Source organism: Acidimicrobiales bacterium, from assembly GCA_035512495.1.
GTDB lineage: Bacteria > Actinomycetota > Acidimicrobiia > Acidimicrobiales > CADCSY01 > DATKDW01.
The window spans coordinates 44,683-68,176 of record DATKDW010000025.1; the positions used below are offsets into that span (position 1 = coordinate 44,683).

Here is a 23,494-nt window from a genome sequence, read left to right on the forward strand (position 1 = left end):
CGCGCCCTCGCCGAGGGCGTCGTCCAGGGAGCCGTAGACGGTCACCACGGGAAAGCCGGCGCGCTCGGTGGACTCGATCTCCACAGCTCGGACCCCTCCAGACGGACGTCGGCGCGCCGAGGCGCCCAGGTTCGGACCTCTTCCCGCCCCCCGGGTAACGTACCTCTTCATGGCGATCGAACGCGTGGGCATCATCGGGTCGGGGATCATGGGGTCGGGCATCGCCGAGGTCGCGGCGCGTGCCGGCCACCAGGTGGTGCTCCGCTCCCGCAAGCAGGAGAGCGCTGACGACATGGTGGCCCGGCTGACGAAGTCGCTGGCCAAGCAGGTCGACAAGGGTCGTCTCGAGGCCACCGAGCGCGACGAGATCCTCGGGCGGGTCACGGCCACGTCCTCGCTGTCCGACCTCGCCGACTGCGACCTGGTGATCGAGTCGGTCGTCGAGGACCTCGCCGTCAAGACCGAGCTCTTCGCCGAGCTCGACGGCATCTGCAAGGCCGGCGCCATCATCGCCACCAACACGTCCACCCTCCCGGTGGTCGAGATGGCCGTCCAGACCGGGCGACCCGAGCAGGTGTGCGGCGTGCACTTCTTCAACCCGGCGCCCATGATGAGCCTCGTCGAGATCGTCCGGCCGCTCACCGCCTCCGACGAGACCATCGACGCCGTCCGGGCCTTCGCCGAGACCTGCGGCAAGTCACCGGTCGAGGTCAAGGACCGCGCCGGCTTCGTGGTCAACGCCTTGCTGTTCCCCTACCTGAACAACGCCGTGCGGATGCTGGAGACGGCCACCGCCAGCCGCGACGACATCGACACAGCCATGAAGGGCGGCTGCAACTTCCCGATGGGCCCGCTCGCCCTGCTCGACCTCGTCGGCCTCGACACCTCCCTCGCCATCCTCGACGCCCTCTACGACGAGTTCCGCGACCCGAACTACGCCGCCGTGCCGCTGCTGCGCCGCATGGTCGCCGCCGGCCAGCTGGGCCGGAAGTCGGGCGCCGGGTTCTACGACTACGGGTGAGCGGGCCCCGTCACCCGCTCTGGCGCGGTTGAGCGGACTCCGCCTGCGGCCGAGGCCACTTGGTCCGTGACACCGACCGAGCCGGAACCCTCCATCTGGGTGCTGCCCCCGGCGACCGAGGCCGACCCCCACGGTCTGGTGGGCATCGGCGGTGACCTCGAGCCGGGCACGATCCTGGCCGCCTACCGGTCGGGCCTCTTCCCCATGCCCGTGGACGTGGGCCGGCGCGACGAGGCGCTCGGCTGGTGGTCGCCCGACCCGCGGGCGGTCCTGCCCCTCGACGGGCTTCGCGTGAGCCGGTCGCTGCGCCGGTCGTGCCGAGACCTCGAGGTGCGGGTCGACACCGCCTTCGACGAGGTGGTCGCCGGGTGCGCCGCGCCGAACCGTGAAGGTCGATGGATCACCGACGAGGTGGCGGAGGCCTACGTGCGCCTGCACGAGCTGGGATGGGCCCACAGCGTGGAGGCGTGGCGGGGCGACGACCTGGTGGGCGGCCTCTACGGGATCGCCATCGGCGGCCTCTTCGCCGGCGAGTCGATGTTCCACCGAACGGCCGACGCCTCGAAGGTCGCGCTCGTGCGCCTGGTCTCACTCCTCCGCGAGGGTGGGGGCGTGGTCCTCGACGTGCAGTGGACGACGCCGCACCTCGAGTCCCTCGGCGCGGTCGACATCCCCCGCCCCCGCTATCTCGAGCTCCTCGCCGATGCCCTCAGCCGGCCGCTTCCAGAGGCCTTCACCTGACCCTGCGACTCGACCACGAACCCGCATGTGACAGCACCTCGTCCTGCGGGGGACGATGGTGCCATGGCCGACCGTGACCGTCCCTGGCTGATGCGCACCTACTCGGGCCACTCCTCGGCCCGGGCGTCGAACGAGCTCTACCGGATGAACTTGGCGAAAGGCCAGACCGGCCTGTCGATCGCCTTCGACCTGCCGACCCAAACCGGCTACGACCCCGACCACATCCTGGCCAAGGGCGAGGTCGGCAAGGTCGGCGTACCGGTGACCCACCTCGGCCACATGGAGCAGCTCCTCGAGGGCATCCCCGCAGGCGAGATGAACACCTCGATGACGATCAACGCCACCGCCGCGTGGCTGCTCGGCCTCTACGTGGCCAACGCCGAAGACCAAGGGGTGCAGAGCAAGGCGCTGCGGGGCACCACTCAGAACGACATCGTCAAGGAGTACCTGTCGCGGGGGACCTACATCTTCCCGCCGTTGCCGAGCCGCCGCCTGATCGTCGACATGATCGCCTTCTGCGCCGAGTGGATCCCCAAGTGGAACCCGATGAACGTGTGCAGCTACCACCTCCAGGAGGCGGGCGCCACGCCAGTGCAGGAGATCGCCTACTCCCTCGCCACCGCCATCGACGTGCTCGACGCGGTGCGGGAGTCGGGCCAGGTTGCCGAGGACCGCTTCCCGGCCGTCGTGGCGAGCATCTCGTTCTTCGTCAACGCCGGGATCCGCTTCGTGGAGGAGACCTGCAAGATGCGGGCCTTCACCCAGATGTGGGACCGGATCTGCGAGGAGCGCTACGGCGTCACCGACCCGAAGCTGCGGCGATTCCGCTACGGCGTGCAGGTGAACTCCCTCGGCCTCACCGAAGCCCAGCCCGAGAACAACGTGCAGCGGATCGTGCTCGAAGCCCTCGGCGTCACCCTCTCCAAGAGCGCCCGGGCCCGGTCGCTGCAGCTCCCCGCCTGGAATGAGGCCCTTGGCCTCCCCCGCCCATGGGACCAGCAGTGGTCGCTGCGCCTCCAGCAGGTGCTCGCCTACGAGACCGACCTGCTCGAGTACGACGACATCTTCGACGGCTCCACGGTCATCGAGGCCAAGACGGCCGAGCTCCGCGACGCCGCCCAGGCCGAGCTCGACGACGTGCTCGAGCTCGGCGGGGCCTTCGAGGCGATCGACGAGCTCAAGGGGCGGCTGGTCTCGTCCCACACCGAGCGCATGCGCCGCCTCGAGTCCGGCGACCTCCAGGTGGTGGGCGTCAACGCCTTCACCGAGACGGCTGACTCGCCCCTCGGCGGCGAGGAGAACATCCTCAAGGTCGATGCCGGGGTGCAGCAGGCCATGGTCGACGACGTGGTCGCCTGGCGCACGAAGCGCGACGCCGACGCGGTGAAGCGCTCGCTCGACGAGCTGGCTCGCGTGGCCGCCAGCGACGAGAACATCATGCCGGCCACCATTGACCTGGCCCACGCCGGGGGCACCACCGGCGAGTGGTCCGACGTGCTGCGGGAGGTCTTCGGCGAATACCGCGCCCCCACCGGCGTGGCCGCTGCCGTCGGCCACGGGATCGGCGGCCTGGCCGCAGTCGCCGAGCGGGTCAAGTCCCTGCCCGGGGGGCCACCCCGCTTCCTCGTGGCCAAGCCCGGCCTCGACGGGCACTCCAACGGCGCCGAGCAGATCGCCGTGGCCGGCCGGGACGCCGGTATGGAGGTCGTCTACCAGGGCATCCGGCTGACCCCCGAGCAGATCGCCGCGGTGGCGCGCGACGAGGACGTCGACGTGATCGGCTTGTCGATCCTCTCCGGCTCGCACCTCGAGCTGGTACCCGATGTCGTCCGCCTGGTGCGCGAAGCAGGGGTCGAGGCGCCCGTCGTAGTGGGCGGGATCATCCCCGAGGCCGACCGCCCGAGGATGCTGGCGGCCGGCGTGGCAGCGGTCTACACGCCCAAGGACTTCGAGCTCGTGAAGATCATGGACGAGATCACCTCACTCGTAGCCTCTTCGCGCCGATCGTGAGAGGGTGAACACGGCGGCGATCATCGATCCCGAGACCGGGCTGCTCGATGAGGTATTCCTCCGGGCCGCCTTCCCGACCCGCGTGGCGATGGCACGGCGGCTCCTGCGCCCGACCTCCCTCGCCCTGATCGCCGTGGCCGAGCGCGGCCGGCCGGGCCGCCCCTCCACGGCCACCGCCCAGCGGGTGACCGAGGTGCTCCTCCTCGGCCTGCGGGAGTCCGACACGGCGTGCCGGCTCGACGACGGGGGCTTCGGCCTGATCCTGGAGGAGACCCCGGAGGACGGCGCCGTGTGGACCATCGAGCGGATGCGCCGCGGCGTCAGCAGCGACGTCATCATCTGGGCGGGGGTGGCGTGCTACCCCGCCCACGGCCTAAAGGCCGCGGAGGTGGTCGCCGGCGCCGAAGCTGCCCTCACCGACGCCCGCATGTGGGCCACCTCGCGCATCGAGATCGCCCTCGCAGACAGCTAGCCCGGTCGCACTAGCGTCGCCCCTTCAGCCGCGAGCAGAGGAGACGGCGATGGCAGAGGTGCACGGGAAGTGCGACGACCGGTTCACGATGGTGCGCGATGCCTTCGCGTCCAACTTCGACCAGGGGCTCGAGGTCGGCGCCTCGGTAGCCGTCACCCTCGGCGGAGAGCTGGTGGTCGACCTCTGGGGCGGCCACACCGACGAGGCCCGCACCACGCCGTGGGAGCGCGACACGATCACCAACGTCTGGTCAACGACCAAGACCATGACCGCCCTCTGCGCGCTGATCCTGGCCGACCAGGGCGAGATCGACCTGCACGCGCCGGTCGCCACGTACTGGCCCGAGTTCGCCGCCGCCGGCAAGGAGGGCGTGACCGTCGCCCACCTGCTTGGCCACACCGCCGGCCTCCCGGGCTGGGAGGAGCCGGTCGGGCCAGAGGTCCTCTACGACTGGGAGCGCGCCACCTCGCTCCTCGCCGCCCAGGCGCCCTGGTGGGAGCCGGGGACCGCCTCCGGCTACCACGCCGTCACCCAGGGCTACCTGGTGGGCGAGGTCGTCCGACGGGTGAGCGGGCGGTCGCTCGGAACGTTCTTCGCCGAGGAGGTCGCCCGCCCCCTCGGCGCCGACTTCCACATCGGACTGCCACCCGAGCACGACGCCCGGGTGGCACGAGTGGTCCCCCAACCGAACCCGAGCCTCACCGGTGGTGCGGCCGGCGGCATGACCGCCCGCGCCCTCTCCAACCCCGCCATCGGCGCCGAGGAGTCCTGGGAGGAGGCTTGGCGGCGGGCCGAGATCCCGGCCGCCGGCGGACACGGCAATGCCCGGTCGGTGGCGCTGGTCCAGTCGGTGCTGTCCTGCGGTGGCGAGGCCCGGGGGGTGCGCCTCCTGTCCGAGGCGGGCTGTGACGCAGTGTTCGAGGTGCAGGCCGACGGCGTCGACCTCGTCCTCGGGATCCCCCTGCGGCTGGGCACCGGGTACGGGCTCAACTCCCCCCACACCCCGCTCAGCCCCAACCCCCGGACGTGCTTCTGGGGAGGCTGGGGAGGGTCGCTCGTGGTCAACGACCTCGACGCCCGCCTCACCATTGCCTACGTCATGAACCGGATGGGTGAGGGCACCACCGGCGACATGCGGGGCGTCAGCGTCGTGCTCAGCACCTTCGCCGCCCTCGCCGGCGCCGGCTGAGCCGACGGGATCACCGCGGGCGCCGGCTGGTAGATGCCGGCACACCCGGTGGGGGCTCACGTGCCCTGAGACCCCTCCGCGCCATCGTCGAGCTCGGCAAGGACATCGTCGGTGTCGGCGCCGAGGGGCCGGCCCGCCCACCGGATGCGACCGGGGGTGGCCGAGAGGCGGGCGACGAGGCCCTGCATGGGGACGCCGTCCACCTCCGCGATCGAGCCCCGCGCCCGGTAGTGGGGATCCTCGGCGATGTCGGCCATGGTCATCACCGGGGCGATGGCCGCCTCGGCCTCGGCGAAGGCGGCCATGACCTCGTCGACGGGCCGGGCGCCGACCCAGCCCCCCACGAGGGCGTCGACCTCCTCGCGGTGCTCGATCCGGCCGTCGAAGGTGGCGAAGCGATCGTCGTCGCCGGCGCCCACCAGGGCCATGACGCGGGCGGCGACCGACTCGGCCGAGGTGGAGATCGCCACCCAGTGCCCGTCGGCGGTGCGGTAGGTGCCCCGCGGGACGCTGTAGGGGATGCCCGAGCCCAGGCGCGGCTGGCGGTAACCCAGGAGGTGGTGGGCGGAGATCAGCGGCCCCATGAGCTGGAAGAGCGACTCCAGCAGGTTGACGTCGACGACCTGTCCCTGACCGGAGTGGACAGCGACCATGGTGGCGAAGGCCGCGACCAGTGCCGTGACCTCGTCGGTGAGCGCGATCGGCGGGAGGAGCGGGGAGCCCTCGGGCTCGCCGTTGATCGCGGCGAAGCCGGACATCGCCTCGGCGAGGGTGGCGAAGCCGGGCCGGGACGCGTACGGGCCGTCCTGACCGAAGCCGCTCACCCGGGTGACGACCAGGCGCGGGTTGGCGGCGATGAGGTCGTCGGGCGCCAGGCCGAGACGCTCGAGCGTGCCGGGCCTGAAGTTCTCGACGAGGACGTCGGCGCCGGCGCACAGCCGACGCATGGCGGCGAGGCCGTCGGGGTCCTTCAGGTCGAGCGTCACGGCGCGCTTGCCCCGCCCCGCGAGCTTCCACCACAGCGCTACGCCGTCGGACGGGTCGCGCCATCCCATGACGCGCGTGGTGTCACCCCCGTCGGGCCGCTCCACCTTGATGACGTCGGCCCCGAAGTCGGCCAGGTAGCGGGCACAGCCCGGACCCGCCACCACCGTCGAGCAGTCGATCACCCGCAGGTCGGCGAGCGGCAGCGGGTGGTCCGACTTGCCCGCCGTCGTCCCCGGGCCCGCCCCGGGGGTCATCGCGTGGGGAAGGCGAAGCAGCGGTCACCGAGCTCGCCGAAGGCGTACTCCGGGTAGAGGCCCTCGAACATGCCACGTGTGCGCTCCGACCACTCGAGGGCCTCGGGAGCGGAGATCCGGCGGAACACCTGGAGGATGCCGCCCTCGAAGACCCGGTACTCGGCCCACGCCCCGGGGAAGTCCTTGACGCACGCCACCTCGACCCAGGGCACCTCGCCCGTCGCCTGGAAGCGCCGCACGCGGTTGCGGTGGGTGTGACCGGCGAGGTAGCCCACGATCGAACGCCGGCGCGCCACGACCTCGACCAGCCGCTCGGAGTCGTCGGGGTTGATCCCGAAGTAGGTCGGGCTTCGGGTGCGGCTCCCCGGGTCCCACGCGTGGTGGTGGCCGAAGACGAGCACGGGCCGGTCGGCACGGCTCGCCAGCTCGTCGAGCCACTCGAGCTGGTCGTCGGAGACGCCGCCGGTGGGCAGGCGCGGGAGGCTGGTGTCGAGCACCGCAAGGGTGACGCCCGGGAGGGCAACCTCCTGGACCGAGGGCGAGCCGATCTCGACCTCGTGGTACGACTCATGGTTCCCCTGGATCCAGATGAGCTGCTCTCCGAAGGCCGACCCGTAGCAGTCGTGGAACGCTTGGACCTGGTCGAGGGTGCCGTCTGCGGTGAGGTCGCCCTTGACCACCACGACGTCGGGGTCGACGGCCGAGATCTCCGCCACCGCCGCCCGGTTCATGACCTCGGGGTAGGGGGTCTCGCCCGGCTCGACGCTGAAGGTGGGAGCGGTGGAACGGCCTCCGAGCACCCCGGCCACCTCCTCTCCGAAGTGGACGTCGTTGACCGCCGCCACGGTGGCGAGGCGCTCGCCGGGCGGCCGGTCGAGGGTGCGGAACGACAGTCCCGCCACCTCGTGGTGGCTGCCGGGCTCCAAGCCGATGACGTGGACGACCTCCACCCCGTCGAAGGCGACGGCCTCGTCATCGGCCACGGTGGTGAGCTCGAGGGTCACACCGGTGACCGTAGACGGAGCGGCGGGCATCCCGGCACCGCGGAGCCGTCCGGGGGCGGCGGCCGAACGACGGAGGACGGCTCGCCTCAGGCCCGGGTCCGGGGTTTGGACTACGCCCAGGGCCGGTCGCGGCGCACCGGGATGGGCCGGCGCCACCAGCGGCCGGAGAAGCGCCACGCGGGGGTCGCCCCCGCGGGGCCGGCGGGGTCGGCGACGATCACCGGCCGCGGCCAGCTGAGCTCGACGGCCGCCATGATGGCGGCGAGCTCCTCGTCGGTGGGGGTGGGCCGGACCGCCACTACAGCGGCACGTTCCCGTGCTTGCGCTTCGGGAGCTCTTCGCGCTTCGAGCGCAGCATGTCGAGGCCGGCGATGAGCTTGACCCGCGTCTCGGCAGGGTCGATGACGTCGTCGATGTAGCCGCGCTCGGCCGCGTTGTACGGGTTGGCGTAGCGCTCGGTGTACTCGTCGACCAGCTCGGCCCGGCGTACGACCGGGTCGGACGCCTGCTGCAGCTCGCGGCGGTACACGATGTCGACGGCGCCCGAGGGGCCCATGACGGCGAGCTCGGCGGAGGGCCAGGCGTAGGCGAGGTCGGCGCCGATCGACTTGGAGTTCATGACCACGTAGGCGCCGCCGTAGGCCTTGCGGGTGATGACCTGGATCCGGGGGACGGTCGACTCGCAGTAGGCGTAGAGCAGCTTGGCGCCGTGGCGGATGATGCCGCCGTACTCCTGGTCGACGCCGGGCAGGAAGCCGGGCACGTCGACGAAGGTCACCAGCGGGATGTTGAAGGCGTCGCAGGTCCGGACGAAGCGGGCCGCCTTCTCCGACGACTCGATGTCGAGCACGCCGGCGAGGATCTGCGGCTGGTTGCCGACGATGCCGACGACCCGCCCGTCGAGGCGGGAGAAGCCGCAGACGATGCTCTTGGCCCAGTGGGCGTAGTACTCGAAGAACTCCCCGTCATCGAAGACGGCCTCGATGACCTTCACCATGTCGTACGGCTTGTTGGGGCTGTCGGGCATGAGGTCGATCAGCTCGGGACAGCGCCGCTCGGGATCGTCGGTGGGGGCGAACGCCGGAGGCTCCTCGAGGTTGTTCGAGGGCAGGAAGCTCACGAGGTAGCGGACCTGGTCGAGGCAGGCCTTCTCGTCGGAGGCCACGTAGGTCGCCACGCCCGACTTCGAGGCATGCGTCATGGCACCGCCGAGCTCCTCGAGGGTGACGTCCTCGCCGGTGACGGTCTTCACCACGTCGGGGCCGGTGATGAACATGTGCGACGACTCGCGCACCATGAAGATGAAGTCGGTCAGCGCCGGGCTGTAGACCGCCCCGCCGGCGCAGGGGCCGAGGATCACGCTGATCTGGGGCACCACACCCGAGCTCTGCACGTTGCGGTAGAAGATCCCGCCGTAGGAGGCGAGGGAGACCACGCCCTCCTGGATGCGGGCACCGGCGCCGTCGTTGAGCCCGATGAACGGGGCACCGACCGACTGGGCCAGGTCCATCACCTTGTGGATCTTCTCGGCGAAGACCTCACCGAGGGCACCGCCGAAGACGGTGAAGTCCTGCGAGAACAGGAAGACCTTGCGCCCGTCGATCGTCCCCCACCCCGTGATCACTCCGTCGGTGTAGGGACGCTCGTCCTCGAGGCCCATGCCGTGGGCCCGGTGGCGGGCCAGCATGTCGAGCTCGTGGAACGAGCCGTCGTCGAGGAGGTACTCGATCCGCTCGCGGGCGAGCATCTTGCCCTTGGCGTGCTGCCGCTCGACGGATCGCTCGGAGCCGGCGTGGAGGGCGGCCTCCTTGCGCTTGGCCAGCTCCTCGAGGCGCTCTCTCAGGGGGTGCTCGGTCACGATCGGCAGGCTACCGGAGCCCTCCGGGAGGCCACCAAAGGGCTCGGGGTCAGCGCCGACGGGCGGCCAGGCGCCCGACCCGGTCGACGAGGCGAAGGTCGTCGAGGCGCGCCGCCACTGCGGGGAGGGCATCGGTCGGGCCGGTCCAGCGCCAGACGTCGACCGTGCCGACATCGCAGTCGGTCCGCAGGGTCGCCAGGGTGCGGAACAGCATCGCCTCGTCCCGGTGGGCGGCGAGGGTCGCGGCGAGCTTGGGCGAGCTGCGCACCGACACCTCCCACTGCCCGGGAGCGTCGGGGATGTCCTCCAGGTGGCCGTAGCGGGCCAGGACGGCGGCAGCCGACTTGGCGCCCCACCCCGGGAGCCCGGGGAAGCCATCGGCGGTGTCACCGACAAGGGCCAGGTAGTCGGGGATCGACGCCGGCGAAACACCGAACTTCTCGACGATGGCGCCGGCGTCGAGCAGGGCACCCTTGCGCCGGTCGAGCTGCACGACCTTGCCGCCCACGCACTGTCCGAGGTCCTTGTCGGGCGTGCAGATGAAGACGCGCTCCACCCGCTCGTCGTCAGCCGCCACCCGGGCGGCGGCAGCCAGGGCGTCGTCGGCCTCGTCGGCGACCATCCCCCACACCGTGAACCCCGCCGCCGCCAGAGCCTCCTCGAGGATGGGGAACTGGGCGTGGAGCTCCTCGTCGATCCCGCTGCCGTCCTTGTAGGTGGGCCACAGGTCGTTGCGCCACGACTCGATGACCGTGTCGCACGCCACCCCCAGGTGGGTGGCGCCCTCCTCCAGCATCCCGAGCACGGAGCCCAGCACACCCCGCACCCCCGCAACCTCCTCGCCGTCGGCGTTGGTGCGCGAAGGCATGGCGTAGAAGTGTCGGAACAGCTCGTAGGTCCCGTCGACGAGGTGCACCTGCATGGCATTGCTCCTGCTCAGAGGCGGTTTTCGTGTCGTCGACGGCGAGGCTGCGAGTAGCGTCTCGATGATGCCGCGACAGGAGCTGGAGTACAGCACGTCGCAGGTGAATCGGGCGGGCAAGACGCTCCGCTACTACCTCGATGGCCGCGAGAAGAACCCGGCCAAGATCCGGAACGCCATCCTGGTCATCCAGGATTTCCGGGCTGCTCACGCCTACCCGCTCACCAAGGCGGGGATGGGCGTTCGATCGATGGTGCGCACCGCCGGGTACGCGCCTCATGTGTCACAACGACTGAAGCGCCTGCCGACCATCCTTGACAAGCTCAAGCGGGAGCCCACGATGAGCCTGGCCAACATGCAGGACATCGGCGGTTGCCGTGCGGTCCTGCCTACGGTCGCAGCCGTCTACGCAGTCACGAAGAACTCCACGCTTCGGAAGCGCCAGACGTCGACCAAGGACTACATCGAGCGTCCGGCTCCGGCTACAGAGGTCTGCACGTGATCGTTCTGTACGACGACAGGCGCATCGAGGTCCAGCTGCGCACTCCGGCTCAACACGACTGGGCCGTGACGGTGGAACGGCTGGGCGGTCGGCTCGATGTTGATCTCAAGAGCGGACGCGGCCCAGTTGAGGTGCTCATCCTGCTCCAGCTCATCAGCGAGGCCATGGCGCTCGAAGAGCGAGGAGAGTCGGTCCCGAGCAGCCTGGAGCAAGAGATCACGCGACGCCGTGCGGCCGCCGACGCCTTTCTATGATCTCACTTGCCGACCGCCCAACCTGACGGCCACGGGTGTAGCGTGATCCGCATGGCAAGGGATCTTGTGCATTTCTTGCTCGTCTTCGACCACGAGACTGGCGAGCTCACCGAGCAAATCGACTTCGGTGGCAACTCCGAGGCGGCTGTCCGCGCCTACTCGGCGTGCGAGGAGACATACCGCGACAAGGCACGAGTCGAAGTGGTCCTCATCGCCTCAGATTCGATCGACACGATCCGAAGCACCCACTCGAACTACTTCGACGGCACCATCGTCCACGCTTCGCGGTTCCTCGCCGGACTCGGCTGAGCGGCTCGGCCGTTCACCGGCCGCCATCGCAGGGGGGCCACCTTGGCCAAGGCAGACTTCGACGAGATCTACACCTCGCCTGATCCTCGCCGGTACTACTCGACCCTGAGCGAGCACGATTACCAGATCCCCGCGCACAGCGGCGCTGTCTTCGGTCAACTCGCTGATGCGTTCGCTGCGGGCCCAAACTCGCGCGTCGTCGACCTGTGCTGCTCCTACGGCGTCAACGCCACCGTGCTCAAGCACGACCTGGAGTTCGACGAGATCATCCGGCACTACTGCGATCCGCCGGTCGACGACCTCGAGAGCGCGGAGCTCCTCGCTCTCGACCAGGAGTGGTATGCCACGCACCGGCGAGTCGACCCCACCCGGGTCAGCGGGGTCGACAGCTCGGCTCCCGCGATCTCCTACGCGACCGCGGCAGGCATCCTCGACGCGGGATTCGCGGAGGATCTCGAGGGGAGCGACCCCTCACCGGCGCTCGCCCGCGAGCTCCGCGATGCCGACCTGATCACCGTATCGGGTGGGATCGGCTACATCACCGATCGGACGATCGACCGCGTCCTGCGCTGCGCCCGCAGCCCGCGCCTCGCCGTGCTGTGCCTGCGATGGGTCGACTTCGCCCCGATCGTGGACGCGGGCGCCGCGCACGGCCTCGTGACCGAGCGCCTCGACGAGGCCACCTTCCCGCAACGACGTTTCGCCGACACCGAAGAACGCCTCTACGTCCAGCATGAGCTCGATCGGCTGGGGGTCGGGCAGAAAGGTCGGGAGGAGGATGGCTACCACCACACCGACCTCTACCTGCTCCGTCCTGAGCAGGAGGTCCTGGCGCGACCCCTCGATGCCCTCATCGAGCCGGCAGGCGCCATCGACGACGCTGGAAATCGATGGTCGAAGACCGACGAGGTCGACGTCTCCGTGTTCACCAGCGGCCAGGGCCTCCGGTGACCGGCCTCCCCCAATCCGCCTGCCGCTCCTGCGACGGAAGCTACGCGCAGCGTCAGTGACCGAGGAGCGCCATCCCAAGCGGGCACCTCGGGGGGCCACCCGCTACCAAATCGAGACGCGCAGCTCCGGGTCAAGCCACAGGCCATCACCGGGAGCGGTACCGAATGCGTCGTGGAAGGCGTCGACGTTGCGAACCGCATTCGCACGAAACTCCGGCGGAGAATGAGGACCGAGCGACAGGCGCTGGATCGCGTAGGCCTCCCGGAGGACCACTCGCCAAACGAGCGCCCAGCCGATGAAGAAGCGCTGGTCGCCTGTGAGCCCGTCGATGACGGGCGCATCCTCACCGCTAGCTCCGAGGCTGAGCCGGTAGGCGTGGTGGGCAACCGTCACGCCGCCAAGGTCCCCGATGTTCTCGCCCACGGTGAGGCCGCCGTTCACCGTGTGCCTCGGGTCGAGGCCTCGCGGTGACAGGCAGTCGTACTGCTCGATCAGCGCCTTGACCTTCACGTCGAAGCGCGCGCGGTCCTCGGGCGTCCACCAGTCCCGGAGTGTGCCATCACCGTCGTAGCGAGAACCCTGGTCGTCGAAGCCGTGGCCGATCTCGTGGCCGATCACCGCACCGATGGCGCCATAGTTGTACGCCGGATCGACGTCTGGATCGAAGAACGGCGGCTGCAGGATGGCCGCCGGGAAGACGATCTCGTTCATCGGCGGGTTGTAGTAGGCGTTCACCGTCTGCGGCGTCATGTGCCACTCGTTGCGGTCCACCGGGCCCTCAAGCTTGCCAAGCTGGTACTCGAACGCGAACGCGTCGGCCCGGCGGATGTTCCCGATGAGGTCGTGGGGGTCGACCTCGAGGCTCGAGTAGTCGCGCCACTTCACCGGCTTGCCGATCTTCGGGGTGAACGCCGCCAGCTTCGCGAGCGCCCGCTGCCGCGTCTCGTCCGCCATCCACTCGAGGTCAGTGATGCGCCGCCGGTACGCCTCGAGGAGGTTCTCCACGAGCTGCGCCATCTGCGCCTCGGCTTTCGGCGGGTAGTGGCGCTCGACGTATCGCTTCCCCACCGCCTCACCGAGCACCGCCTGGACGAGCCCGACGCCCCGCTTCCACCGCTCACGCAGCTGGGGAGCCCCGGTGAGCGTCCTGCCGTAGAAGTCGAAGTGCGCCTCGACGAACGCGCTCGAGAGGTACGGCGCCTGGGACGCGAGCACCCGCCAGCTGCTCCAGTGCTTCCAGGAGTCCAGATCCACCTCCTCGAGCAGGCGGCTGGTCGCCTCGACGACGTCGGGCTGGGCGACCACCACCTCCGCCCATGCCTGCTCGGTGATCCCGCCGGCCGTGAACAGCCGCGGCGCGACCGGCAGCAGTGCCTCCAGCTCGTCTGCGGATCGCAGGTTGTAGGTCTTCACCGCATCGCGGACGGCGGTCCGATCCCAGTGCGCGTCCGCCAGCCGCGTCTCCAGGCCGATCACGGCATCTGCCTCCTCGCCGCCGCCGATGCCGGCGAGGTCCATCAGGCCGATCATGGACGAGCGGTAGGCGACACGGAGCGCTTCGTGCTCGTCGAGCCGGTAGTAGGACTCGTCGGGCAGCCCGAGGCCGCTCTGGAAGAGGTGCAGGACGTTCCGGCTCGGGTTGCCCTTGTCGACGCCGACGTGCATCGAGAGCGGGCCTCCGACACCGAGACGGAGGAGCTCGCCGAGGAGCTGGACGAGCGCCTCCCGGTCGTGGATCGCCGCCACGCGTTCGAAGAGCGGTCGCAGCGGGGCAGCCCCGGCGGCCTCGACCGCCGCCTCGTCCATGAAGCTGGTGTACAGGTCGCCGATCTGCTGCAGCTCAGTGCCGCGAGGTGCCTCAGAGGCCGCCGCCTCCTCGATGATCGCCCGCACGTTCGCCTCCGCCTCGTCCCGCAGTATTTCGAAGGAACCGTGGACAGAACGGTCCTCCGGGATCGACACCGTCGCAGCCCAGGTGCCGTTGACGTGGCCGAACAGATCGTCCTGAGGGCGGATGGTGACATCGAAGTCGTGCGACCGCGGTGGGTCAGTAGTGGTCACGCGCTGGCTCCTGTGATGATCGACGTGGTGCGACGAGATGGTGCCATGGACTGCGAACACATGACACTGCCGCTCGGCGCCTGACGCCGCGGCGAACGCACCCGCACCGATTGATCACCGGCTCGCGCGGACACACCCCAGCGGCACGTCGCACCTATCGCCCGCGCCGAACGACGCCAAGCGGTTCAGCCCAAGCCCGCGCTATCGGCGCTTCGCGCGCTGGTCAGAAATGAAGCACTTCGAGGATCTGCGGCCATGCACGTTCACCGAGCGCGGCGTCAGCGCTCGGGTTGCCACCCCGCGCCATCTCACTGGATGGCTCGACGGCGGGTTCGCCGGGAAGACGGGCGTGGTGCCCGGCGCCCCGCCCGATGATGATGTCCACATCTCGGCCCTGTCGGCGTTCGGCGAGCTGACGGGCGAAGAGGTCTGACGGCCAGAGCTGATCGTCGTCGCCTGCGACGAGAACGAGGCGTGCCGGGGAGTCTTCGACTCGAAGCGCCGCTCGCTCCGCTTGGACTGGATCGACACGAAGGCTGTGCTCGTACATCGGCCGGTACGCGATCGGTTCCGGTGGAACTGGCCAGTCATCGTCGTAGTTGACGAACGGGAGCGGCTTGCCTTGCCATGTCCAAGACGACCGCTGCGGTCGGAGGTTCCCGTCGTGGCCAGCGCCGAGGTTCCCCCACGTCACCGAGGTCGGAGCGAAGCCGACGACGACGTTGACTCGGGCGTCGCGCACGGCGACCGCGAGCGCGGCTTCGGCTCCCTTGGACGTGCCCACGATGCCGAGCCGGCTCGGTGCGTGCTCCACCAGGACATCCAGCGCTAAGACAAAGGTTTTGAGCGGGATCTCGCAGATGCCGGGCGCCTGGCCGGAGCCACCGAAGTACCGCAACGTCGCGGCCGCGCACCCGGCTTCAGCGAACAAGCGGGCCCGGCTGTTGTCGACGCGACCGCTGGATCCAGCGATCACGAGAACTCCCGCGACGGGGTCCATGTCCGGCAGGAAGAGTGTCCCATCCGGAAGTCGGTCCGACGTGAGCTCCTTCACGTAGAGAGCGTGACTCTCGAACCAGGCGGCGTCGCGACTTGGCCCGCGAAGTCGTGAGGGAGTTCTGGTGCATCCCACCCATCCGGGACACTCCAGCTCGACCAACTGGAGCTGAAGGGCCCCGTCCGAGCTGCAATCTCCCGCTCCACTCGCTGGGCTTCGACCCTCACCGCCTCCTCGACTTCGGAAGCGAAGATGCCCCGTTCGATGCCGGCCCGGAAGGGTTCCTCGTCCTTCCATGTCCATGATCCGTCCGGCGCCACCACGATGTCGATGACCAAGTCGAGGGTGTCGTACCCACGAGCCCACCTTTGGAGGGGAAGCTGGAAGTTCACATACCAGTGCGCGAAGCGACCGTCGGCATACCAGGTGGCAGCAACGCTTGCCCAACGCCCGGCCCGGATGAAAGACAGGCTCGTCCCTCGAGCAGGGACACCTCGGTAGTGCCACCGTCGAGATGCGAGCGAAACGAGCTGGCGCTCCTCACGCGGGAGGCGTTCGCGGCCAGGAAAGAACCGGCTCGTCGCGAAACAGCCCACCACGCCTGCGGGGCACCAGTGCACGAGCTCCTCACCATCGTCGGCGACGACAAGAGCGGGACGGGCGGCCCACAGGAGGCCGTCCCAGACCTCACGGGCGATGATCAGTGAGCCCGGCTCAAACACGTCCACGAGTATCGCGGGGTCGAAGCAGGCCGCACAGAACAAGCGCCCCGAACTCCGCAGGCGACCGCTGCCACGACGCCGACGATCGGCGCGTGAGCGATGCGACGGCGGATTGAGATATCACGTCGAGGACGTGGTCGTTGACGAGGATCATCGTCGGTGCGGAATCGCGCGACGCCGGTGCCGTGAGCACGAGTTGGAGGGTATCCTTACGACGGCGTACATGTAAGGAGGATGGTCGTGGAAGCAGCTGCGAGGGTGACATCCAAGGGCCAGGTAACCGTCCCGAAGGCCGTCCGTGACGCACTCGGCATCTCTGAGGGTGACGAACTCGTCTTCCGAGTCGAAGGAAACCGGGCCGTCGTGGCCAGGACCCGAGACTTCCTTGAGCTGGCTGGGAGCATCGCCGTGCCGGCGCGGAGGCGCAACGTTGCCTGGGATGAGGTGATCCGCCGAACACGCGCGACGCGGGCAGCAGCCCGACGGTGAGCGCGTTCGTCGACACCAACATCCTGGTTCGCCACTTGACCGGTGACCCACCCGACCTCGCTGCGCGAGCCAGCGCGTATCTCGCGCAGGCCAACGAGCTCCTCCTCACTGATTTGATCACCGCCGAGACGGTGTACGTCCTCGAGTCGTTCTATGAGGCTCCCCGGGACCAGATCGCCGAGGCAATCCGCTCGCTGCTCGCGTTCGAATCGATCACCTGCGTGGACCCGGCTCTCCTCCTCAGGGCCGTGGAGGTCTACGAAATTGATCGCATCGACTTCGCCGAGGCCTACCTCGTTGCGTGCGCAGAGTCGACGGGTATCGGCGAGATCCTGTCGTTCGACCGGTCCGTCGACCGCGTGGCAACCGTCCAGCGGACAGAACCACCTCCGACCTGACCTACACATCACGCTTGCAGATCAACAGATCGGGGCCGGCGGTCGGTCGGCCATGTCCTGGTCACGGGAGAGCTCGTCCGGGAGAGCTTGGTTCGGCGGCGTTGGGGGATCGCTCGTCGAGCAGGAGCAGGTAGCCGTCCTCGACGGTCGGGGGGAGGAGGTCCGCTTGGTCCGGTGGCGAGCCGATGTGGCGGTGAGTGCCGTCCCCCATGCGCCAGGACAGCACCCCGCTCGGGTTGGCCTCTGGGGAGCGCCACACGCGCCCTTCGGCGACGCCGGCGAGGGCGGGCACGCCGCCGTCGAAGCGAACCTGACCATCGCTGAGGACCACGACCTGGTCGCAGAGGGCTTCGACGTCTTCGGTGAGGTGGGTGGCGAGGAGGACGACTCGATCGGCGGCGAGGCGGGACACGAGCCCGCGGAACCGCAGACGTTGCTCGGGGTCGAGGCCCGCGGTCGGCTCGTCCAGCACGAGGAGGTCGGGGTTGCCGAGGAGCGATTGGGCGAGGGCAACTCGCTGTCGCATCCCGCCCGAGAGCCGCCGCATCTTGCGGTGAGCGACGTCGGAGAGGTCGACGAGGTCGAGGACGCGGCGGACCTCGTCATGGCGGCTGCGCCGGTCGACGTGTTCCTTGAGGATGGCAATGTAGTCGACGTAGGCGAATGCGGTGAAGCTCGGGTGGTAGCCCGGCTCCTGGGGCACGTAGCCGAGGCGGCGACGTAGGTCCACCCGTTGGTTGGCATCGGCCGGGTCGAGTCCCTCGAAGTCGACGGTGCCCCGGTCGGCGGCAAGGGTGGTGGCGATGATGCGCAGCAGCGTCGTCTTTCCGGCGCCGTTGGGTCCGAGGAGGCCGCACACGCCGGCCCGAGCGGTGAAGGAGACGCCGTCGAGGGCGTCCGTTGTTCGGTACCGCTTCGTGAGCTCGGAGATGTTGAGCGAAGGCATCAGACCTCCCGATGGTCGAGGTGCGGAGCGCGGACGGTGACGACGGCACCAGCAACGACGGCGACGACGACGGCGAGGACCTGGGTGGATGGACCGAAGAGGGCAAGCCAGTCGCCGGCGAGGCGACCGGCAAGCGGCACCGCGACCAGCCACCCGGAGACGATCAGGCCAACTGCCGTCCATGGCGAGAGCCAGGTGCTGAGGGCGAGCGACGCTGCGGCCAGGGCCAGTGCAGGGAGAAGCCAGGCGACGGCGACCATGCCGGTCTCGAGGTAACCGAGGGTGCCGACCAGGCAGATCACGATCGACACGGTCGTGATCGCGATGGTGCGGATGAGGACGAGCCGCAGGCCCGACAGGGGCGCGGCGGCACCGACCTCATAGGCGGGGTCAGCGGCCGCGCCGAAGGATGCGCCGACACCGACGGCCGGGACCACGGCGGCGAGTGCGACAAAGGCGGCGATGTTGGCTGACCGGTCGGCGTCGGCGAGGACGAGCCCGAAGGTGGCGCTGACGGCCGCTGCAAGCGTCGTGGCCAGCACCAGCCCAGGGGTGGCCGCGAGCAGGCGGCCGATGGAGCTGGGGATCCCCAGGTGGCCCAGAAGGCGCTCGATCACAGTCGGTGGGGCGGCGTCGATGTCGTCAACGATGTCGTGCCACAGGGCGTCGGTCGTCTGTGGATCGTCGAGGTCCCGCACCAGACGGCGGCATCGTTCGCAGGAGACCAGATGGGCGTCGACGGATCCCGCGGTGATCGCGTCGAGACCCCGGTCGCGGTAGGCGGTGAGCAGCTCGTCGGCGTGCCAGCTCATTGGCAGCATCCCTGGGTCGTCGGTTCGGTGGTCATGCCAGCTCCGCCCGCAGCTCGCGTCGGGCCCGCATCATCCGGGTCTTGACCGTTCCCCGGGGCACGCCGAGGAGATGGGCGGCCTCAGCGGTGGTGAGGCCGTCGAGCACGGTTGCCTGGACGACCGCGCGCAGCTCGGGACTGAGCCGGCCGAGCGCGCCGGCGAGGTCGCCGTGCTCGACGCCGGCCAGCACCCGGTCCTCGGCCGACACCACCACCTCCGGCTCCCGCCGCAGTTCGAGGACGCGAGGCCGACGGCGGAGCTGGCCGATGAGGCGTCGGATGGCGATGCCCCACAGCCATGCAGGCACCGCGCCCGAACCGTCGTAGCGACCGGCGCCGCGCCACACGGCCACGAAGGTGTCCTGGAGCGCATCCTGGACGACGCCGTCGTCGGCGCACCGGTTCCGCAACCGCGCCGCCAGCCACGACACGTGCCGGTCGTAGAGCTCGCGCATGGCGTCGCGGCTGGCCTCGATGGCGATGCCCTCCAGCAGCTCGGCATCGGTGCACTGCGACCATCGCTGCCGGCTCATCGGCGCACCACGCTGAGGTGGCGAGTCGGGTCGGTGGAAACGAGGAGGTACACCGCGGCGGCCAGAACCAGCAGCGAGGCCCACCATCGGGCTGTCCCCGGATCGGCGCCCGGGAGCAGCCGCGCCCACGACCCACCGATCAACTCGACACCCAGGTGGACCAAGACGAGAGCAGGAGCGGCTGATCGCAGCCCGGTGCCCGGCCCCCAGCGCCGCACCGAGTGGCCAGCAACCGCCAGCGCGACGAGGACGTACGTGCCGAACTGCAGGAACAGCGTGTCGAGCTCCATGGTCGAGAACACCATCGTCGCCGAGGAGCTCCCGTCGGATACCACAGCCACACCGATCACCCAGGCGAGTCCAGCCGCAGCGGCGGTGGTGGTTGCCACGGCCCGGATCGTCCAGCGGACCCGGCGCCCGATCGGCGCCGATGCGGCCAGCGACTCGGTCGGGTCATCGACTGCCAATGCCACAATCGCGGCCAGCACCAGACCCGTCATCACCACCCACGACCGCAACCGATCGGGCGGGCCGGAGGCACCCAGCACGACGATGGCTCCCCCGGTCGTCGCAGTCGCGACGGCGGGTAGCGGGACGAGGCGCAGCCCGCCGAGCCAGGCTGCTCGGTGGCTGGCTGTCATCACGGCAGGTTCCCCACTGCGGTGGTGATCTGGAGGACGCCGCCGGTGGCGGCGACAGCCAGCCCTGCGAGGCAGGCGATCCGCACGGCCCAGTCTCGGCGCACCGAGCCGACGAGGGCGGCAGCCATGGCGCTGGTGAGGCCGATGAGGTACACGAAGTGCCAGCCCAGCGCGGTGGTGTCGAAGCCCTGCACAACAGGAATCGTGCTGCCGTCGTCGCCCACGGTGACCGAGCCGACGTGCTGGCTGGCGTCGGCGAAGGGCAGGAACCACCGAGCGTCGGGGTCGAGACTGGCCCAGGAGACCAGCACCACTTGGGCCAGCACAGCGGGGATCATCACCACGATCAGCCAGCGGGTCGGGATCCAACGGCCGAGCAGCAGCCCGAGCACACCGGCGACGAGCACGGCGGCCGGCCCCTGTGCCAGCTCGACCAGGCTCGGCGCGACGTCGGTGGCGGGGAACTCGAAACCCAGCGGGTACTCGACCGACCTCGCCCCGGGGTTGGGCTCGAGCGCGATCGGCAACCCGCTCCACGCCCGTGTCCCAACCCACACCGCGGCGACGGCCACCGCCGTCAAAGCGGCCAGCGACCCGAACGCCGCGATCTGTGCCCCCGACCGTTGATCACGCGTCGCCGGCATCGAGTCGTACAGCTCGTCGGTGCCGTCGTGACGACTCCGGGAGGCGACCAACACGCCGACGATGGGTACTCCGGTCGCGAAGACGAACACCGGCAGCCCGGTGAGGATCCGGTACCAGACGAACGTCTGGGTGTTCACGTCGAGGTGGAGCATCAGGGCGAAGAAGGTCCCGAGGGCGACGAAAAGGGCCGTGACCGGGTGGCGCAGCACGAGCCGGGTCTCGGCCCAAGCCAGGGCCCAACACGTCGGAGCGCCCCACCCGGCCCAGCGCCCGACGCGCCCCACGCCGGGCTCGTGCTCGACGACCACACCGTCCATGATCCTCTGTCGCGACGAGGACGCCGAACGGTTCACGAACCCACTCTCGCGCCAGCGCTCCTCACTGCCCACGGCACGCTGTACAAGCCGAGGTCGCGGCCGCAGGCTCGTGCTGAACCCGGGGGCATACTGAGCCGATGGCTGAAGGGACCGACCCCAACGACCTCGTCGCGCGGGATCGGGCGGTGGTCTGGCACCCCTATGCGCCCGTGCCCGTGGGGCTGCCGCCCGTCGTGGTCGCCAGCGCCCTAGGAACCCGGCTGCGCCTGGCCGACGGCCGGGAGGTCGTCGACGGCATGTCGTCGTGGTGGGCCGCCATCCACGGCTACCGCCACCCTGTCCTCGACGCCGCCGTCACCGACCAGCTCGCCGAGATGGCCCACGTGATGTTCGGCGGGATCACCCACCGCCCGGCGGTGGAGCTGTCCGAGCTGCTGGTCGAGATCACGCCTGGGGGTCTCTCGCACGTCTTTCTCTGCGACTCGGGGTCCGTGTCGGTCGAGGTCGCCATCAAGATGGCCCTCCAACACTGGCTCGGCCGCGGCTGCCCCGAGCGGCACCGCCTCCTCACCGTTCGCTCGGGCTACCACGGCGACACGCTGGGCGCCATGGCCGTGTGCGACCCAGAGACGGGCATGCACCACATGTTCTCGTCGGTGCTCCAGCAGCACCTCTTCGCCCCGGCACCCACCCCCGGCTTCGACGAGCCGTTCCACGACGACCACCTCCGGGAGATCGCCAACCTCCTCGCCGCCCACCGCGACGAAGTGGCGGCGGTCATCCTCGAGCCCGTGGTCCAGGGAGCGGGCGGGATGCGCTTCTACTCGCCGGCATACCTCGCGGGCGTCCGGGCGCTGTGCGACGAGCACGACGTGCTGCTCATCGCCGATGAGATCGCCACCGGGTTCGGCCGCACCGGCGAGCTCTTCGGCTGTGACCACGCCGGGGTGAGCCCCGACATCATGTGCGTGGGCAAGGCCATGACCGGCGGGTACCTCTCCATGGCCGCGACCCTCTGCACGACCGAGGTCGCCACGTGGGTCAGCCGGGCCGAGGCCGGCGCCCTGATGCACGGCCCCACCTACATGGGCAACCCACTCGGCTGCGCGGTCGCGCTTGCCTCGATCCGCCTCCTCCTGGACCAGCCCTGGCAGGACCGGGTGGCCGCCATCGGCACCGGTCTCCGAACGGGCCTGGCCCCAGCCGCCGAGCTCCCCGGCGTGGCCGACGTCCGGGTCCTCGGAGCGATCGGAGTGGTCGAGACCACCGAGGCGCTGCCCATGGACGCCATGCAGGAGGTGTTCCTCGAGCACGGGGTGTGGCTGCGACCCTTCGGCCGCCTCATCTACACCATGCCGCCCTACGTGACCACCGATGACGACGTCAGCCGCATCGCCGGCGCCATGGTCGCCGCGGTGGAGCGGGTGAAGGCGACCTGAGGCCGGCCGGAGGGACCGGCGGTTCAGGCGCCGGCTGCCACCTCGGTGTCGAGGCGGTCGAGCAGCCCCCGGTCGTGTTCGTCACCGGGGTTGGCGGTGGTCAGCAGCCGGTCGCCCAGGAAGATGCTGCTGGCACCGGCGTGGAGGCACAGAGCCTGGAGCTCGTCGGACATCTGCGACCGCCCCGCCGAGAGGCGGACCACCGAGGCCGGCATCATGAGCCGGGCGGCAGCGATGGTACGCACGAGCTCGAGGGGGTCGAGCTCCTCGGTGCCGAACAGCGGCGTGCCCGGCACCTGCACGAGCAGGTTGATGGGCACGCTCTCCGGGTGCGGGTCGAGCCGGGCCAGCTCGACGAGGAGCCCGGCCCGGTCGCGCCGGCTCTCGCCCATGCCGACGATCCCGCCGCAGCAGAGCTTCACGCCGGCATCGCGCACGTTGGCCAGGGTGTCGAGGCGGTCGCCGTAGGTACGGGTGGTGATGACCTCCCCGTAGAACTCCGGCGAGGTGTCGAGGTTGTGGTTGTAGAAGTCGAGCCCGGCGCCGGCCAGCTCGTGGGCCTGGGCAGGCGTGAGCATCCCGAGGGTGACACAGGTCTCCATGCCGAGGTCTCCCACCGCGGTGACCGCCCTGGCCACCTCGGTGACCTGACGGTCGTTGGGCGAGCGCCAGGCGGCACCCATGCAGAAGCGGGTGGCCCCGCTGGCCTGGGCCCGGCGGGCGGACGCCAGGATCTCCTCGATGGGCATGAGGCGCTCGGGCTCGAGGCCGGTGTTCCACTTGGCCGACTGCGGGCAATAGGAGCAGTCCTCCGGACAGGCCCCGGTCTTGACCGAGAGCAGGATGGCCGCCTCGACCACGTGGGGGTCGAAGCGCTCGCGGTGGACGGACTGGGCGTCGAACACCAGGTCGTGGAAAGGGCGGGCCAGCAACGCCTCGGCCTCGTCGACGGTCCAGTCGTGGCGCTCCGGGCTCATGCTGC

General features: G+C 70.1%; 25 protein-coding genes. 11 read left to right on the forward strand and 14 right to left on the reverse strand.

What is annotated here, in order from left to right:
- The first annotated feature begins 169 nt into the window (after nt 1-169).
- The 5 genes from VMN58_02815 to VMN58_02835 all read left to right on the forward strand — a co-directional run bounded on the left by VMN58_02815 (nt 170) and on the right by VMN58_02835 (nt 5,433).
- The gene (locus VMN58_02815; GenBank protein HUF32126.1) at nt 170-1,021 is read left to right on the forward strand and encodes a 3-hydroxybutyryl-CoA dehydrogenase; all 852 of its coding nucleotides are present in this window, start codon (nt 170-172) and stop codon (nt 1,019-1,021) included.
- A 99-nt stretch (nt 1,022-1,120) separates the two neighbouring features.
- Nucleotides 1,121-1,762: a leucyl/phenylalanyl-tRNA--protein transferase gene (aat, locus tag VMN58_02820; GenBank protein HUF32127.1), complete on the forward strand. Its 642-nt coding sequence runs from the start codon at nt 1,121-1,123 to the stop codon at nt 1,760-1,762.
- Between the two features lie 63 nt (nt 1,763-1,825).
- Nucleotides 1,826-3,772 (forward strand): protein meaA, encoded by a 1,947-nt coding sequence (locus VMN58_02825; GenBank protein HUF32128.1) that lies wholly within the window; start codon nt 1,826-1,828, stop codon nt 3,770-3,772.
- A 4-nt stretch (nt 3,773-3,776) separates the two neighbouring features.
- Nucleotides 3,777-4,244 carry a hypothetical protein gene (locus tag VMN58_02830; GenBank protein ID HUF32129.1) on the forward strand — a complete coding sequence of 156 codons (468 nt, stop codon included), beginning with the start codon at nt 3,777-3,779 and terminating at the stop codon, nt 4,242-4,244.
- A 49-nt stretch (nt 4,245-4,293) separates the two neighbouring features.
- On the forward strand, nt 4,294-5,433 hold the full coding sequence (locus tag VMN58_02835; protein ID HUF32130.1) for a serine hydrolase domain-containing protein: 1,140 nt from the start codon (nt 4,294-4,296) through the stop codon (nt 5,431-5,433).
- 56 nt (nt 5,434-5,489) lie between these two features.
- Here the strand turns inward: VMN58_02835 and VMN58_02840 are convergent, their stop codons facing one another.
- The 5 genes from VMN58_02840 to VMN58_02860 all read right to left on the reverse strand — a co-directional run bounded on the left by VMN58_02840 (nt 5,490) and on the right by VMN58_02860 (nt 10,458).
- Nucleotides 5,490-6,674, reverse strand: coding sequence for a CoA transferase (locus VMN58_02840; GenBank protein HUF32131.1), 1,185 nt, complete (start codon nt 6,672-6,674; stop codon nt 5,490-5,492).
- A complete protein-coding gene (locus tag VMN58_02845; GenBank protein HUF32132.1) occupies nt 6,671-7,678 on the reverse strand; it encodes a metallophosphoesterase in 1,008 nt (335 codons plus the stop codon). Before VMN58_02845 ends, VMN58_02840 begins: the two co-directional genes overlap by 4 nt.
- Nucleotides 7,679-7,788: 110 nt before the next feature.
- Nucleotides 7,789-7,977 (reverse strand): hypothetical protein, encoded by a 189-nt coding sequence (locus tag VMN58_02850; GenBank protein ID HUF32133.1) that lies wholly within the window; start codon nt 7,975-7,977, stop codon nt 7,789-7,791.
- Complete coding sequence (locus VMN58_02855) at nt 7,977-9,536, reverse strand: acyl-CoA carboxylase subunit beta (GenBank protein HUF32134.1); 1,560 nt, start codon at nt 9,534-9,536, stop codon at nt 7,977-7,979. The genes VMN58_02850 and VMN58_02855 overlap by 1 nt, the downstream gene beginning before the upstream one ends.
- A gap of 49 nt (nt 9,537-9,585) precedes the next feature.
- Nucleotides 9,586-10,458, reverse strand: coding sequence for a 5'-3' exonuclease H3TH domain-containing protein (locus VMN58_02860; protein ID HUF32135.1), 873 nt, complete (start codon nt 10,456-10,458; stop codon nt 9,586-9,588).
- Here VMN58_02860 and VMN58_02865 point away from each other — a divergent pair.
- From VMN58_02865 to VMN58_02880, 4 genes are read left to right on the forward strand one after another with little or no spacing between them, the layout of a single operon-like run.
- Nucleotides 10,457-10,960 carry a RelA/SpoT domain-containing protein gene (locus VMN58_02865; protein HUF32136.1) on the forward strand — a complete coding sequence of 168 codons (504 nt, stop codon included), beginning with the start codon at nt 10,457-10,459 and terminating at the stop codon, nt 10,958-10,960. The genes VMN58_02860 and VMN58_02865 overlap by 2 nt on opposite strands.
- Nucleotides 10,957-11,214, forward strand: a complete 258-nt coding sequence (locus VMN58_02870) for a hypothetical protein (protein HUF32137.1) — start codon at nt 10,957-10,959, stop codon at nt 11,212-11,214. The genes VMN58_02865 and VMN58_02870 overlap by 4 nt, the downstream gene beginning before the upstream one ends.
- Before the next feature lie 51 nt (nt 11,215-11,265).
- Nucleotides 11,266-11,523, forward strand: coding sequence for a hypothetical protein (locus tag VMN58_02875; protein ID HUF32138.1), 258 nt, complete (start codon nt 11,266-11,268; stop codon nt 11,521-11,523).
- Between the two features lie 42 nt (nt 11,524-11,565).
- Nucleotides 11,566-12,474, forward strand: coding sequence for a hypothetical protein (locus VMN58_02880; GenBank protein HUF32139.1), 909 nt, complete (start codon nt 11,566-11,568; stop codon nt 12,472-12,474).
- Nucleotides 12,475-12,576: 102 nt separating this feature from the next.
- On the opposite strand, the gene VMN58_02885 is transcribed toward VMN58_02880, so the two are convergent.
- The 3 genes from VMN58_02885 to VMN58_02895 all read right to left on the reverse strand — a co-directional run bounded on the left by VMN58_02885 (nt 12,577) and on the right by VMN58_02895 (nt 16,254).
- Complete coding sequence (locus VMN58_02885; protein HUF32140.1) at nt 12,577-14,595, reverse strand: M13-type metalloendopeptidase; 2,019 nt, start codon at nt 14,593-14,595, stop codon at nt 12,577-12,579.
- 163 nt (nt 14,596-14,758) lie between these two features.
- Nucleotides 14,759-15,589: an acyl-CoA thioester hydrolase/BAAT C-terminal domain-containing protein gene (locus tag VMN58_02890; GenBank protein ID HUF32141.1), complete on the reverse strand. Its 831-nt coding sequence runs from the start codon at nt 15,587-15,589 to the stop codon at nt 14,759-14,761.
- Nucleotides 15,586-16,254, reverse strand: coding sequence for a DUF402 domain-containing protein (locus tag VMN58_02895; protein ID HUF32142.1), 669 nt, complete (start codon nt 16,252-16,254; stop codon nt 15,586-15,588). The genes VMN58_02890 and VMN58_02895 overlap by 4 nt, the downstream gene beginning before the upstream one ends.
- 485 nt (nt 16,255-16,739) lie before the next feature.
- On the opposite strand from VMN58_02895, the gene VMN58_02900 reads away from it, so the two are divergent.
- Complete coding sequence (locus VMN58_02900) at nt 16,740-17,141, forward strand: PIN domain-containing protein (GenBank protein HUF32143.1); 402 nt, start codon at nt 16,740-16,742, stop codon at nt 17,139-17,141.
- A gap of 61 nt (nt 17,142-17,202) precedes the next feature.
- Here the strand turns inward: VMN58_02900 and VMN58_02905 are convergent, their stop codons facing one another.
- From VMN58_02905 to VMN58_02925, 5 genes are read right to left on the reverse strand one after another with little or no spacing between them, the layout of a single operon-like run.
- Complete coding sequence (locus tag VMN58_02905) at nt 17,203-18,087, reverse strand: ABC transporter ATP-binding protein (protein ID HUF32144.1); 885 nt, start codon at nt 18,085-18,087, stop codon at nt 17,203-17,205.
- Nucleotides 18,087-18,899, reverse strand: coding sequence for a zf-HC2 domain-containing protein (locus VMN58_02910; GenBank protein ID HUF32145.1), 813 nt, complete (start codon nt 18,897-18,899; stop codon nt 18,087-18,089). The genes VMN58_02905 and VMN58_02910 overlap by 1 nt, the downstream gene beginning before the upstream one ends.
- 31 nt (nt 18,900-18,930) lie before the next feature.
- Nucleotides 18,931-19,470 carry an RNA polymerase sigma factor gene (locus VMN58_02915; protein HUF32146.1) on the reverse strand — a complete coding sequence of 180 codons (540 nt, stop codon included), beginning with the start codon at nt 19,468-19,470 and terminating at the stop codon, nt 18,931-18,933.
- Nucleotides 19,467-20,111, reverse strand: a complete 645-nt coding sequence (locus VMN58_02920) for a hypothetical protein (protein ID HUF32147.1) — start codon at nt 20,109-20,111, stop codon at nt 19,467-19,469. The genes VMN58_02915 and VMN58_02920 overlap by 4 nt, the downstream gene beginning before the upstream one ends.
- Nucleotides 20,111-21,064, reverse strand: a complete 954-nt coding sequence (locus VMN58_02925) for a hypothetical protein (GenBank protein HUF32148.1) — start codon at nt 21,062-21,064, stop codon at nt 20,111-20,113. Before VMN58_02925 ends, VMN58_02920 begins: the two co-directional genes overlap by 1 nt.
- Nucleotides 21,065-21,210: 146 nt before the next feature.
- Here VMN58_02925 and VMN58_02930 point away from each other — a divergent pair, with 146 nt between their 5' ends.
- The gene (locus tag VMN58_02930; protein HUF32149.1) at nt 21,211-22,512 is read left to right on the forward strand and encodes an adenosylmethionine--8-amino-7-oxononanoate transaminase; all 1,302 of its coding nucleotides are present in this window, start codon (nt 21,211-21,213) and stop codon (nt 22,510-22,512) included.
- A gap of 23 nt (nt 22,513-22,535) precedes the next feature.
- Here VMN58_02930 and bioB read toward each other — a convergent pair whose 3' ends face one another.
- Nucleotides 22,536-23,489 (reverse strand): biotin synthase BioB, encoded by a 954-nt coding sequence (gene bioB / locus VMN58_02935; GenBank protein HUF32150.1) that lies wholly within the window; start codon nt 23,487-23,489, stop codon nt 22,536-22,538.
- Nucleotides 23,490-23,494: the final 5 nt, after the last annotated feature.